The organism is Acinetobacter sp. 1566109 (genome assembly GCF_000582255.1).
Lineage (GTDB): Bacteria > Pseudomonadota > Gammaproteobacteria > Pseudomonadales > Moraxellaceae > Acinetobacter > Acinetobacter nosocomialis.
Genome location: NZ_JEYB01000004.1, coordinates 32,806 through 46,743, shown reverse-complemented (window position 1 = coordinate 46,743; position 13,938 = coordinate 32,806). Strand labels below are relative to the sequence as shown.

11 protein-coding genes are annotated in these 13,938 nt (G+C 37.5%); 2 read left to right on the top strand and 9 right to left on the bottom strand.

Annotated features, from left to right (window positions below):
* Window positions 1–157 precede the first annotated feature (157 nt).
* Entirely contained in the window at window positions 158–925 is a 768-nt protein-coding gene (locus tag J582_RS07660) for a glycosyltransferase family 25 protein (RefSeq protein WP_031981608.1), read from the bottom strand.
* An 83-nt stretch (window positions 926–1,008) separates the two neighbouring features.
* Here J582_RS07660 and ghy point away from each other — a divergent pair, with 83 nt between their 5' ends.
* Window positions 1,009–1,896: a glycosyl hydrolase Ghy gene (gene ghy, locus J582_RS07655; protein ID WP_031981607.1), complete on the top strand. Its 888-nt coding sequence runs from the start codon at window positions 1,009–1,011 to the stop codon at window positions 1,894–1,896.
* Here ghy and J582_RS07650 read toward each other — a convergent pair.
* Genes J582_RS07650 through J582_RS07635 form a run of 4 tightly spaced genes read right to left on the bottom strand, consistent with a single transcriptional unit; the run spans window position 1,893 to window position 5,480 of the window.
* Complete coding sequence (locus tag J582_RS07650) at window positions 1,893–2,927, bottom strand: glycosyltransferase (protein WP_031981605.1); 1,035 nt, start codon at window positions 2,925–2,927, stop codon at window positions 1,893–1,895. The two genes, ghy and J582_RS07650, sit on opposite strands and share 4 nt — an antisense overlap.
* An 11-nt stretch (window positions 2,928–2,938) precedes the next feature.
* Window positions 2,939–3,703 (bottom strand): glycosyltransferase family 2 protein, encoded by a 765-nt coding sequence (locus tag J582_RS07645; RefSeq protein WP_031981604.1) that lies wholly within the window; start codon window positions 3,701–3,703, stop codon window positions 2,939–2,941.
* Window positions 3,700–4,455 carry a polysaccharide deacetylase family protein gene (locus J582_RS07640; protein WP_031981603.1) on the bottom strand — a complete coding sequence of 252 codons (756 nt, stop codon included), beginning with the start codon at window positions 4,453–4,455 and terminating at the stop codon, window positions 3,700–3,702. Before J582_RS07640 ends, J582_RS07645 begins: the two co-directional genes overlap by 4 nt.
* Entirely contained in the window at window positions 4,452–5,480 is a 1,029-nt protein-coding gene (locus J582_RS07635) for a glycosyltransferase (RefSeq protein ID WP_004711948.1), read from the bottom strand. Before J582_RS07635 ends, J582_RS07640 begins: the two co-directional genes overlap by 4 nt.
* Before the next feature lie 290 nt (window positions 5,481–5,770).
* Here J582_RS07635 and J582_RS07630 point away from each other — a divergent pair, with 290 nt between their 5' ends.
* Window positions 5,771–7,180 (top strand): phosphoethanolamine transferase, encoded by a 1,410-nt coding sequence (locus J582_RS07630; RefSeq protein ID WP_227556601.1) that lies wholly within the window; start codon window positions 5,771–5,773, stop codon window positions 7,178–7,180.
* Here the strand turns inward: J582_RS07630 and J582_RS07625 are convergent.
* From J582_RS07625 to J582_RS07610, 4 genes are all read right to left on the bottom strand, one after another.
* On the bottom strand, window positions 7,165–8,049 hold the full coding sequence (locus J582_RS07625) for a mitochondrial fission ELM1 family protein (protein WP_031953335.1): 885 nt from the start codon (window positions 8,047–8,049) through the stop codon (window positions 7,165–7,167). The genes J582_RS07630 and J582_RS07625 overlap by 16 nt on opposite strands.
* Window positions 8,050–8,115: 66 nt before the next feature.
* The gene (locus tag J582_RS07620; protein ID WP_002051336.1) at window positions 8,116–9,042 is read right to left on the bottom strand and encodes a branched-chain amino acid transaminase; all 927 of its coding nucleotides are present in this window, start codon (window positions 9,040–9,042) and stop codon (window positions 8,116–8,118) included.
* Window positions 9,043–9,066: 24 nt separating this feature from the next.
* Window positions 9,067–11,817: a bifunctional [glutamate--ammonia ligase]-adenylyl-L-tyrosine phosphorylase/[glutamate--ammonia-ligase] adenylyltransferase gene (glnE, locus tag J582_RS07615; protein ID WP_031981599.1), complete on the bottom strand. Its 2,751-nt coding sequence runs from the start codon at window positions 11,815–11,817 to the stop codon at window positions 9,067–9,069.
* Window positions 11,818–11,885: 68 nt separating this feature from the next.
* Entirely contained in the window at window positions 11,886–13,154 is a 1,269-nt protein-coding gene (locus J582_RS07610; RefSeq protein WP_031981598.1) for a sensor histidine kinase, read from the bottom strand.
* Window positions 13,155–13,938 lie beyond the last annotated feature (784 nt).

Sequence of the window (13,938 nt, the reverse complement as noted above, 5' to 3'; positions counted from 1 at the left end):
AGATGCCTTATTTAATTAAATTAATTGGATCTGACCGTGCCCTTTTGACACCATACGTACTTAAAAATAAATTTAAAAATAACTCTTTTTTAGATTTTTAAATTTATTTTTCTATTTAAAAAAAAGAGGTAATCAAATTATCTCTTTTACAACTAATTTATTCATTAAAAGGATATTTTTTATATTTTAATTTCGCAAAATTATAATTTAAAGATATACCATAACGACTTTTAGGTAAATCAGAAGACTTAGCACGCTCACCTTCAATCGCACTTATTTGTGTATCTTTTTCTCCTAAATTAATAACAGGATGATCTACCAAATATGTCATAAAAATATGTGAACTTCCATTAAAGTCAAATAGATAACTCCAGTCATCTGCTTTTCTAATCAAGTAATGATAAGCAATTAAATTTTTTGCCATTTCACGATCAACTACATAAGCAACAGCATAGTTTACCCGGTTATAAAAGTGTGGATGTACTTCCAATACGTCTTTATTAAATAATTTATTATTTTTTAAGACACCCCTTACCTTTAAACTTTCTTTCATCTGTATCCCCCCCAGACTGAATAGAATATTTTTAGGTAAATTAAAATTTTTTAGCTCTTTTTCTAAATCTTTAAAATTTAACTCACTAGATAAAATAGCATCATCTTCAAAAATTAGGGCAAGTTCCTCATTGGTTTCCAAGAAATTTTCTAAAGCTGAAAGATGAGATAAGGTACAACCCAATTCTGCTGGAGTTAATGGTTTTGAACGTCCTTTAACAGCTTTTTCGAAATATTCTTTTGCTGAAAGTTCCCCACCCTTGATTCCTATTTTTGTGATAGGTAAGGCTCCTTGCTCAAAAAAATTTTGGCCGAGGAACTTACTTAAACGAAGTGATTTTTCATCTTCAATAGTTACAACATAAATCTTCATTAAGCTATTCCCCTTTTAAACAGCGAGTATCATATCTAATGTAAAATAGAGTTAATATATCTTTTTTATTTTCTTGTATTGTCATGATTCGTTCAATCCAAAAAAAATGGTACAAGTACCAACAAGCAAAAAAAGCAAAAACTTTTGACTCTCATTGGTATATGCGTTTTGGCTGGTTAGACCAACCCTTTACAACACTTGAACAATTAGATTCACTCTTTGAAATCCACTCACCTAGAAAATTTACATTTGCAGATAGCTTTTATGCTTATGAAAATGATCGTCATTTCATTTTCTTTGAAGAAGTTGATGATGAACATCCTGTAGGCTTTCTTTCTGTTTTAGAAGTCTTTAAAGATGGCACCTACACGCCACCAGAGACAATCCTAAAGCTCGACTATCACCTTTCTTATCCTTGCGTATTTAAAATAAATAGTACTTGGTACATGGTTCCTGAATCTTCTGCCAACAAAACTATTGAGCTTTGGAAATGTACTGATTTCCCGTTGAAATGGGAAAAGCATTCTAATCTTTTAGAGAATATTGAAGCAGTTGACAGCACTCCTTTTTACCATGAAGGCTTATGGTATCTTTTTACCTCAACGCGTCGTGATTGTAAGAAATTCGGTGACCGTTTAGATTTATTTTTTACCGAAGATATTTTAAATCCTAACTGGCAAGAGCACCCAATGAACCCAGTATGCCGAGGCAGTCAGCAGTTCCGTATGGCGGGTAAACCTTTTATTTATAAAGGACAAATGGTTCGACCAAGCCAAGATTCTTTAAAACGTTATGGAGGCAATATCGAATTAAAGGCGATTACTCAACTGAGCCCGACAGCGTATGAAGAAAAATTACTAGAAGTGGTTTTACCAGACTGGAATCAAGCAGATGACGGTTGCCATACTATTAATGTCGAAGATAATTTCGTGGTACTTGATGCCATCCGCCTTACACCAAAAAATAATTAAGTTTTCAGCAGGCCTTTATAAATATTAAGCGTCTGCTCAGCCATGGCTGGTACAGTCAGTTCAGCCTTGGCCTTTGCATATAGTGGGCTGAAGTCGTTTTGAGCTTCAGGTTGAAGCGCACATTTAATCGCTTTTGCTAAACCTTGTGCATCTCCAATTTCTGCCAGATATTGCTCTGGCAGCCACTCAATCACACCGTTTACTTTGGTTGAAGCCATTGCTTTGTCAGCCCGTAAAGCTTCGACCATAACAAGTGGAAAACCTTCACGATCTGATGACAAAACCACGATATCTGCTAATTGCACCAGATCACGTGCATCAGTTCTAAAGCCAAGAAAAGCGACCCGATCTTGCATGTTTAATTCACTGACTTGTTTTTCTAAACTTACTCGAAGTGAACCATCACCAATAATCCATAAATTGGCATCAATCTGTTGCATCGACTCAATCAGTAAACTGATATTTTTTACTGGCTCTAGACGTCCAATACACATAACAACTTTTTTGCTTGCATCTAGCTCAGCAAAATCTTTTTGAATCGATTGAAGTAACTTTTCTTTATTTTCAACTGTAAGTACGGGTTGAGGATAGACCCCGTTGTAAACCACATGGGCTTTAGACTCTGGAATGCCTTGCGTGAGTGCTTGGCTCACCGCAATAACAGCATCACCCGCTAAATAAGCAGACTTATTCTTTTTAGTACCATGTACTGTTGTCACAAATTTTGGGCCAGATAAAAATGGCTTAATTCGGGCAATCAGTTCAGCCGCCTTTCCTGCTTGTGCATGAACAATAGCAGGTTGAATTTGCTGGATAAGATTTTTAAGTTGCCAGAGTAAAAAAATATTCCAACGGCTACGTGCAAAATCAACCGCATGAAAATGTACTTGTTGGCTAAACTTGTCTAGATAGCAAGGATGTGCAATCACATGTACTTCATGATTTAAAGCGAGCTCATTAACAAGGTTAAAAGTGTGCTGCTCTAAACCACCAACTCCACCACTAGTTGCCAATACCTGAACAATTTTCATAGCTTGCCTACTTATTTTTTATCTTTATTCATGGTCTGTTCAAATAGTTTGGCTTCTTTTAGAAAAGCATAAAACGCGTTAATCATACTATTTACGAAACCACGCCAACCATTTAAGAAACTACGGCGAATAAAATAAGACTTCATGAAAGTCACTGGCATTACCAAAACCAATTTTGCAACGCTTGGAGACTTTCCTTTTTGGTATTTCTCTAGTGCTTTGAGGTTGGAATATTGATTATTTTTTTCGACTTTAACGAAAATGCTCGACTCGCCATAATGATAGATATCATGTTGAGCACGCTGAGATTCACCTTCTACAATCACATTTTCATGGACCTTATTGGCAAGGTCGTAATGCCCTTTAGACTTACGAAAAAAACGCACCTTTGCATGTTTTTTAGTATGTTTGCTGTTGGGAACACCTAAAAAAACATCATTAATTGGAGTGATTAATGCATCAAGCTTGTTCTGCTGAATAGTCTCAACAATCTCTTGTTTTAATTCATTAGATAAGACTTCGTCGCCATCTAAATTGAGTACCCAATCATTTCGGCATTTTGCTAAGGCCAAACTTTTTTGCCCAGCATAACCCTGCCAGTCTTGATGAGAAATTTGGGTATTTTCAAAGCGCTTTGCAATTTCATAAGTATTATCAGTACTACCTGAGTCTAAAATAATAACTTCATCAAACTCACTGACACTTTGCAAAGTTCGCTCTAACCAAGCACCACAGTTTAAAGTGACAATATAAACACTACATGGAATTTTATTCATAACTTATAACGTCCTTTAGCAAGGGCGATACGCATCTGTAAAGCATTCATGGCACCATGCGTGCTGACACGTGGAATATTAAATTGGTTATCTGCTTCATACGCTTCGATTTTTTTACGAGTCGATACTGCATTTTTAAAGCCAATATCTTGGGCCATTTTCTGGTGCTTTTCATTAAAACGACCAAATGGATAAGCAAAACTAGGGCATTTTCCAACTAATGCTTCAACATCACGCTTAGACTGAAGCATCTCATTGTAAGCCGTTTGGTCATCAAGCTTAAGCAAGTTCACATGATGTTGAGTATGCGCACCGAACTCAATCAAACCAGAGTTCGCCATTTCATGGATTTGATCGTGAGTGAGCTTTTCAATACCTTCAATTTGCGTTGCCAAATAAATGGTTGCCTTTGCATTATATTTTTTAAGTAATGGATAGGCATAAAGATAGTTATCCATAAAGCCATCGTCAAAACTTAAAGCAACCACATTCTTTTGATTCCGATATTGTTCAAGCTCAGAAACAAAGCAGAAGATAACCCCTTTACGCGTCAACAACTGTAAGAGTTGTTCAAACTTTTCAGGGGGCATGTTCATACCAGAGGCAGCATCCTTAGGGGTAACCTGATGCAACATCACTATGCGTGGTAGTTTGTTCGAACGGAACGGAAGCCAGAATGTATAATTACCCAGCACATATAACAGTACAGCAAGTATTAATAGGCCTACCGCAACGTACAAAAACCACATCATGCATAAACCTCATGTGACCATTCATAATTTTCTGAAAGGGGCTGCTTAAATGTCACCTCAACCATAAATTGAGTGATACGTTTAGCATTGAAAGATTTACGCGTTTTCTCCCAGCCCTCTTTCGCTATTTTTTCAGCCTGCTCTGGATTTTGATCAAAGAATTGGATCTTCTTAGCCAAATCAAACTGATCATCAAAGTAAACCACTTCCTGCTCAGTGTAGAGTTTCTCAAAACCTGGAATTCTTGGACTAAAGGTGAGTAAACCATTACCAGTCAACTGTACAATACGGTCAGAACTATACAAGGTTACATCATTACGACGTGAGTAATTAAGTCCCATTTTTGTTTCAGAAAGAACCTTATAATAAGCTTTACCGTAAACACCTGGTTGCTCAAAACAACCATAATATTGATAGTTTACATGACCTTGTTGCAGGGCATCTGCCAAATCTTTTAAGAATTTTTCACGTTCAGGTTCTTTATAGACCACACCACAGAAAATAAATGTCTTGTCAGTCTTAGAGTTTGAAAATTGCTGTAGTGTTTCAACGTTACGATGACCCACATTAGGCAGATAGGCTACGCTTAAATGAGGCTGCTTTAACTTCTGTAAATACTCACCACCCGTCGTACAAAAGATAGCGTCTAAATACGGGGAGAATGCTTTTACAAAGCCAAGTTTGCTCTCTAAATAAAGCGGATCAACATACCAAAATGCAATTTTAGTATTTGGATAAGATTCTTTAATTTGTCTTAGAACATCTGGACTCATCAAGTCACTATGTCCAATGAGCACCAAATCGGGTTCAATGTTATTGACGACTTTTAATACTTCTTTGTTGGCCCAATTGGCACCCAATTTTTTTGTTTTAAAAATCGTCCCCATTCGTGCCATATCACGAAAACTAAAATCATAAACGAAATGGCCATTTTCAATTAATCCGGCAGAAATTTTACGGTCTGTACAGTAAAAATGCGCGCCTTGTTTATTAAAGCCAAAATTTGCGATATGCAATATTTTCATTCTAAACTCTATAATTCCATCAATTCTGGAGATGAACTAAAATATTATATCATGCCTTAATTTATGTAGACCGTGTTATCAAAATATAGGATGATATCGCGCTTTTACACTTGGAACAGCTTGGCGTGATTTTTCGATTCAAAACAGGAAAGTTATGGTTCTTTATTTATTGCTTTATGCTGCTTGTTCCATCATGCATTATTTCCAGTGATGGTTTTTTCAAAGCTTTATATCCGCTTATTTTTTTCGTTTTTTTAATTTATCATTACCGCCGTTTTTTCTGGCTTAGTTTGCCTATTTATCTTTTAAGCCCTTTTGCACTGTACTATGAAATTACCTATAACGCCCCAACTGAAATTTCAGTGTGGCTCACAATTTTAGGTAGCTCTACAACTGAAGGCAAAGTTTATTTATCGACATTAGATCTTCCTTTAGCAATTGGTTTGATTATTGCTTACATCATTCCTTTGATTTTATTTTATTATTTCATTCCAAATCAAAGACTAAGCACTCCAATATGGCTACGTATTTTAGCCTTATGTCTTATTTTTTCGCCAATTCAACGCTACCTTAAAGCACCTGATCATCAGCAAGGGTTTCTAAATGTATATCGCCATTTTAAACAATCTTACCCCTTAAATTTACTTCTTGGTTTACCAGCAGCGAGTCTTGAAGTAAATCGAGTAAAAGACTTCATAGCCACACAAAACGAAATTGAATGTACACAAGTTAAGGAAACTCGCCCTACCATTACAGTACTAGTTATTGGGGAAAGTGCTCGACGCGACCGTTTAAGTTTGTTTGGCTATACCAAAAATAATACAACGCCTTATCTAGAAAAATATAAGAAAGATTTATGGTTATTTAATAATACGATTTCAGGTTCTTATATGACCAGTAAGTCTGTACCGACCTTATTAACAGGAAAGTTAAACGGGACTGATAATTTAAGCCCTTCTATTGTGAATGCTTTCAATGCAGCAGGTTACAAAACTTACTGGTTTAGCGCACAATCCCAATATGGAGAATATGATTCTCTTGTTTCAGCGTATGCCTCTTCTGCTCAAGAAACCCAATTTTTGACGCAACATTCATATTCAGCCTCACTAGAAACTCATTATGATGAGGAGCTACTCAAATCATTTGATCGAGCATTGGCAGAAAAAACACATCATAAATTCATCGTGTTACATCTTTATGGTTCACATGCAGATTTTGCAAAACGCTATCCACCACAATTTAATAAATTTAAAGATACCTATGACAATACGGTACTTTATACAGACTATCTGCTCAATGAAGTTATTCAAAAATTAAAAGCAACCAATGTGGACGCCAATTTAATTTACACATCTGACCATGGTCTTAATCTTGGAGAATGTAAAGAAAATAGTTCACTGCATTTAGACATGAAAAATAATTTTGATGTCCCTTTAATTATGTGGAGCTCAAACTCATGGAAGCAACATCATCCAGAAATGGCGAGTACTCTTTCTAAAGAACAAAGTAGTGCTATTAGCTCAATTAATATATTACCTACACTCTTAGATATGAGAGGTATTCACTGTAAAAACATTTCTCAAGAGAGATCGTTATTTAATTCGAAATACAAAACATACCCAAGAGAAATTTTAGCAACATCAGAAACAGTCAACTATGATAAAGGTCACGATGACAGCCAATGTCATTTAGTGAGCTGATAAACGACCCGATCCGCTTCCTGCAGGACCTGTCCTTCAGGAAGCAAATTTATATCAAACACATTTGCTATTAACTTTTTCTCTAGCAGTATATCAACCGAATTGGTAATACGATCTTGTTTGAGTCTGTCCATTGCAATCACACCGACTCGGCAACCTGCAGTAAGTGCCTCATAAATCATAGAAACACTATCTTCGGTTACCCACACAGCTTCTGCCTTTTGCATTTCCTCAAAAATCCAGCCTTGAGGAGTTTGCTCAACCGGACATATCTGCAAACACTTAGCAAAGCTTTGTTGTTTTAAAATATCAATGAAACTTACAGGAGTACGACGTGAGGTGGTCAGGATAATCTCAGAATTTGAATTACACTCAACAATTTTTTGGACACTTAATAATACTTTTTCATGGTTCCACTGATGTCGTTTAGATGAACCACCCAATGCAATTAAAATTCTGCCTGCCTGATGTCGGTTTTCATTACGAATTGGATTCAATGCTCCACGCGTAACAATAACGCGCTCATTTGAAAGAATACCGTCATGCTCTGGAATCACAGCATAGTCAAACCAAGCAATAGGTAAATTTGGCTTCATTAAAATAACAGTCTTCGCCTTTTTAAAAATTTTACCCAGCAACCAGACACGAAAGTGCGTATGGCTCCCGACACCAAATATGAAATCGGGTGCTTGCTGAAGTAGAGAATTTTTTGAAGAGAAAAGCGCTTTAATTAAGGAAATAATAGGCAAGTCATTAATAGAAACTTCTTCAAAAGTTGCATTTGCCTGCTGTCTTTGCATTGCCTGAAACAAGCCTAAAGCCTGTGAACGATGCCCTGCTTTACCATCAGAGACATAGACAATATGCATAAAAGCTCCTAACTAAAAAATAAAAAGGCGAAACCAATGTTCGCCTTTTCATGTTAACGGATTAACTTATTTTACGTAAGTTAACCAGTGTTCATATTTTGGATTTTTACCTTGAACTGCATCAAAGAAAGTCTTTTGGATTTCAGTGGTAATTGGACCACGGCAACCCGCACCGATTTGACGATCATCGTATTCACGGATTGGTGTAACTTCAGCAGCAGTACCTGTGAAGAATGCTTCATCGGCAATATAGAATTCGTCACGTGTAATACGGCGCTCAACAACTTGGTAACCAAGATCTCTAGCAATCGTCATCACAGTTTGACGTGTAATACCGTCAAGTGCACCACCAGCGATATCTGGAGTATGTAAAACACCATCTTTAATCAAGAATACGTTTTCACCAGAACCTTGGCATACATAACCTTGTGGGTCCATGAGCATTGCTTCATCGTAACCAGAGTGTGCAACTTCTTGGTGAGCAAGAATTGATAATGTGTAGTTACCAGATGCTTTTGCTTTACACATGGTCACGTTTGGATGATGGTGAGTAAATGATGAAGTTTTAACGCGAATACCTTTAGCCATCGCTTCATCACCAAGATATGCGCCCCACGCCCATGCTGCTACTGCGGCATGAATAGTGTTATTTGTTGCAGCAATGCCTAGTTTTTCTGAACCGATCCAAATAAGTGGACGTAAATAGCAAGAAGCTAATTTATTTTCACGAACAACATCGATTTGTGCTTGCTCAAGCGCTGCTTGGTCAAACGGTACTTTCATTTGATAAATTTTTGCTGAATTTAACAAACGTTTTGTGTGGTCTTGAAGACGGAAAATTGCAGTACCCTTAGGAGTTTCATAAGCACGAACACCCTCAAATACGCCCATACTGTAGTGTAGTGTATGGGTTAAAACGTGAATCTTTGCATCACGCCAATCAATTAATTGTCCATCTTGCCAAATAAAACCATCACGATCAGCCAAATTCATGGAACACTCCAAATTGTTATAAAATCATTCACTATCCAACTCAACCGAGGCGGTTGGGTCTATTAATCTTTGCCATAAATTGCAAACGACCGCACGGGTACTACGCCAGTCCGCTGCGCTGACTTGCATGGATTGATTCGCAAGGGCTAAGCGGTGGCTTTCGGCACGTTCACTAAGATAGGCTCGAATTAATGCTGTGGCATCTTCACTGGATAAGCAGTCTGCTTTAGCAGCATCTTCTAATATTCTTACATTATCAGAATAATGGGCGAGATCGGGTTTCGTCCCGCTCCATGCAAGTACAGCATACTGTGCCATAAATTCGATATCTACGATACCACCTGCGTCCTGTTTTAAATGAAAAATACCATGTTTTTTTTGTTCAGAAGACGAACCTAGGTGGTCTTTCATTTTCTGACGCATTTTCAACACTTCTTCACGAACATAAGCCTCATCTCTAGATTGAGTCAATATCTCGCGGCGAAATATTTCAAATTTTTGGCAAAGCGTTTCATCACCAGCAATAGAGCGGGCACGAACTAATGCCTGATGCTCCCAAAGCCATGCACTTTTCAACTGATAGTGTTCATAGGCTTTTAGACTGGTCACTAATAAACCAGCCTCACCAGAAGGTCTCAAGCGTGTATCAATTTCATAGACACGACCATCAAGCGTTTGAGTGGTCATCAGTGACATGAACTTTTGAGCGACACGCATGGCAAACTCAAACCCACTAATAGCCTTAGTTCCATCGGTGTCAGCTTGTTCATCTAGATAATGAATAAAGACAAGGTCCAAGTCAGAACCATAGCCCAGCTCAATGCCTCCTACTTTGCCATAACCAATGACAGCAAAGGCTTTATAGTCAAGAGAACAACGTTTTCCCTCGACATCTTTTGGATAACCATGACGTTTTGCTACGGTCTGATAAGCTAAATGAAGAGTTGCATTGACACTCACTTCAGCAATATCTGTTAATGCATCAGATACTTTCATAAGAGGGCTTTCAGCTAAGACGTCACTTGCAGCGACCGTGAGTACATTGCTCTTTTTAAACAAGCGAAGTACCCGCATTTGATCTTCGACTTGATCAATTTCGATACGAAGCAATTGCTGACGTAAAGAATCTTCCAAGTCCTTACGTTTTGGTAACTCAAAGTCCATCGATAAGAACTCATCCAACAGTACTGGATACTGAGTCAGCTCTTCACAAATCCACGGGCTTACTGTCGCCATTTTCACTAGGCGCTGTAATGCGCCCTTACTTTCAATCAACATGACCAAATACACTGTTCGACGCATGACTGATTCAATCAGCGGCATTAAACGTAACAGTGCAGTTTGTGGTTGTTCGGACTGCAAAATCGCTTCAATCAAATGAGGCCAGAAGGTTTTTAAACGCTGCACGGCATTTGAAGGAAGTTTTTTAAGTGCATGACCATGCCAAAACTCATGAATCAGATTTTTCGCATTATCATCTAACACTTCATCTAACTGCTGCTCTAACTGTCCAAAGTTCTCAGTTGCAGCATTAGAGCTAGTATCTTCAATCAGCTGTTTAAATTGAACTTTTACTTTTTGGCGTTTCTCGTTAAGAACATCAATAAATTCATTCCAACTCGTAAAACCCAAGGTATCGATAATGCGTTGTCTTAGGTCAACTTCTTCGGGTAATAATTGCGTTTGCTGATCGTTAAGAGCCTGAATTGCATGTTCAACACGGCGTAAAAACAGGTAAGCATCTTCAAGCTCTAATACGGCCTGTTTTTCCAACAAGCCTGCCTCACCAATATGCTCTAGACTAACCAAACACTGGCGGTCTTGTAACTCACGTTTAGAACCACCGTAAATCAGCTGAAAAACCTGAACAATAAACTCAATTTCGCGTATACCGCCTGCCCCGAGTTTAATATCATCCTCAATATGGCGACGTAAAACTTCACGTTCAATCATCGCTTTCATATCACGCATGGCAGCAAAAGCGGTGTAATCGACATAACGGCGGAATACAAAAGGACGTGTCATTTCTAATAAGTCTTGCCCTTCTTTACCGCCCGTGACAATGCGTGCCTTAATCCATGCATAACGTTCCCATTCACGACCATGCTGACTTAAATATTTTTCTAAAGCTGCATGACTAATCGCTAATGCCGAGCCATCCCCCCAAGGTCGTAAGCGCATGTCTACTCGAAACACAAAACCATCTGCGGTGATATGTTCGAGTAAATAAATAAGTTTTTGTCCCCACAAAATACAGAACTGCTGTACATCAATACATTTGCGACCATTGGTTTCGCCTTGCTCATCAAAGGCAAAAATCAGGTCGATATCACTCGATAAATTAAGCTCTTGTGCACCAAGCTTACCCATGGCAACCACAATCAGATCTTGAACTTTACCTGAATAACTTAATGGTTCGCCGTGTTTAGCAACCAATGCAACACGAGCAAAAGCTTTTGCTGCACAAATACTTGCATCGGCAAAGTCAGAAAGTTCACGAGTGAGTGTCACAACATCGGTAAGCTGATTGGCATCTTGCCAAATCCAGCGAAACATTAAACGACTGCGTAATATACGAAGCGCACGCATCCAAGTTGTTTCATCGGCAATGCCTTCAAGCGTTGTGTCTACAAGCTGGTAAATTTGTTCTGTTGAGAGCGGTGCAGCAAATTGATCTATTTGATAATCTTGTTCTAAAACAGCCTGATGTAACCCTAAAACTTGTTCAGCATATTGGCTGGCACGCAATGTTTTTTGTAACTGCTCCGCATTCATATAAAAAAGCTCTTTTCCTCAGACTCTCTTTTTAGTTATAGCAGTTCACGTAGTAATAGGAAAAGGGATTAAACCAATTTTGCTTCAGATGAATCATGATGCTCAATAAGCGTCTCATGACTTTCTTGAGCTGAAGGTAATAAAACTTTAAATGTTGTTCCTACACCTTCTTTGGAACTCACACTAATTTGCCCCTGATTAATCTCAATAAAACGCTTACAGAGACTCAAACCTAAGCCCGCACCTTTTTCCCCTGCGGTACCTTTAAAGCTGGCTGTAATGCGTGGGTGAAATAAATTTGCCATTTGTTGTTCGGTCATGCCAAGACCTGTATCACGTACAGTGATTTCAACATTTGTGCCCGCTTGCTTAGCCTCAATGAAAACTTTGCCAGAACCATCAACATCAGTAAATTTCAATGCATTTGAGACCAAGTTTTGGATCACGGAAGTCATCATATTGATATCGGCATAGATTTTTAAATCTTCGGAAACCGCATTTACCAATTCAATATTTTTCTTTAAAGCCAACGTATGCAGCACATCACAGACAATATTGCTCACTTGTCTAAGTTTAAAATTAATAGGGTGATAAACGAAACGCCCACCCTCTGCCATCGCCCATGTCAGCAAACTTTCCAGTAAGTTATAGGTCGATTGAGAAGTGTCGTACAAATAGTCGGCAATATTTTGAATACTCGATTCATCCAGTGTTTCACGCTCTTTAGCCAACACTTCGGAGAAACCTAACAAGCCATGAAATGGTGCCCGCAAATCATGTGAAATAATAGAAAAGAACTTTGTTTTACTCGAATTAAGGGCGACTTGTTGCTCATAGAGTTCATTTAATTCTTCATAATTAAATTTCAACTCGATTTGTTGCATAAAACTAGAACAGTAATCGAGCAACAACTGAATTTGATCATCTTCAAAAGTGGTTTCACCGTCATCAAAGAAAACGGCAAACCCCATAGAAGTCTGGTCAGGCTGCACCAAATGGACAGCTAAGGCACGACCACACTCAATATTTAGCTCTTTTAAATAGTTGATTAAATTTTGATAAGAAGGATGATCGTGATGAATCACCTGTTGTTTAGCAAAACATTGTTTTAAGTGCCTTGAAGGTTTAAATGAAATAGCAGTCATGCCTTCAGGACAATGATGCCAGAAATAAGGTTCCTGATTAAAAGTGAGCAAAGCTTTTTGACACTTCAACAGGCGAACACTAAACCGGAAAAATTGCTCAATGTAGTTCTGCTCGGCATTTAATCCAAGTAATAGTGAAATTCTACAAGCACTTAATTGCTCGACCTGATGTAGTTCTAATCGCTGTGTCATGCCCGCCTCACAGATTTTGTCGTTGTTAGTCGGAACCGCTCTTTGAGAAATGTACTTATAATCATTATGATCTAATACAAACTTTAACACAGTACATTAAAAGAGCAACTTTCTTTTCGAAATAGAAATGTGAAGTTTCAATTAAAGGTTTTCAGATACATAAAGTGGGTATGCTTTAGAAAAATACAACAATTATTTGAAGGTGAGGAGTTGTAAGTAATAAGAAATAGAGATTCAAAAAGGTAAAAATTATCTTAAATCTTCTTATAAGTATTAAAGCTTAGCTTCGACTTAAATTTTAGCTTTAATAAATGCATTTCATATTTAAATAAAGTCTTCTTAAATTAAAAAAATCTTTAAGTTCTAAATGTATAAAAGATTCAAACCCAACCGTCAGAACTAAAGTAAGTAGTTCACAATTTCTTGAAGTCTATGAACTTTTTTATCCAACAAAAAACCCCTAAGCCGTTAGCTTAGGGGTTTTTGTAGAATCATAAGATTCTGAATCTTGGTCCCGAGGGTCGGGGTCTGAAAAGAATTGAATAACAGAGGTTTAATCAAAAATATGTGGGTAAATGTGGAAGAAGGTACGATTTATGGTGATTTTTATAAAGCATCAAAAGAAGTGCCAAAATAATGAAAACTCAAAATTTCTAATGACAAAAAAAACAGGTAACAAAAGTAACAGATTCAGAAAATAGTATTTAAACATATGAATAATATAATCTTTTTATTAATTTTATAAAGTGACATTTAAGTAACATCTAGGTGACAAGTTACCCAC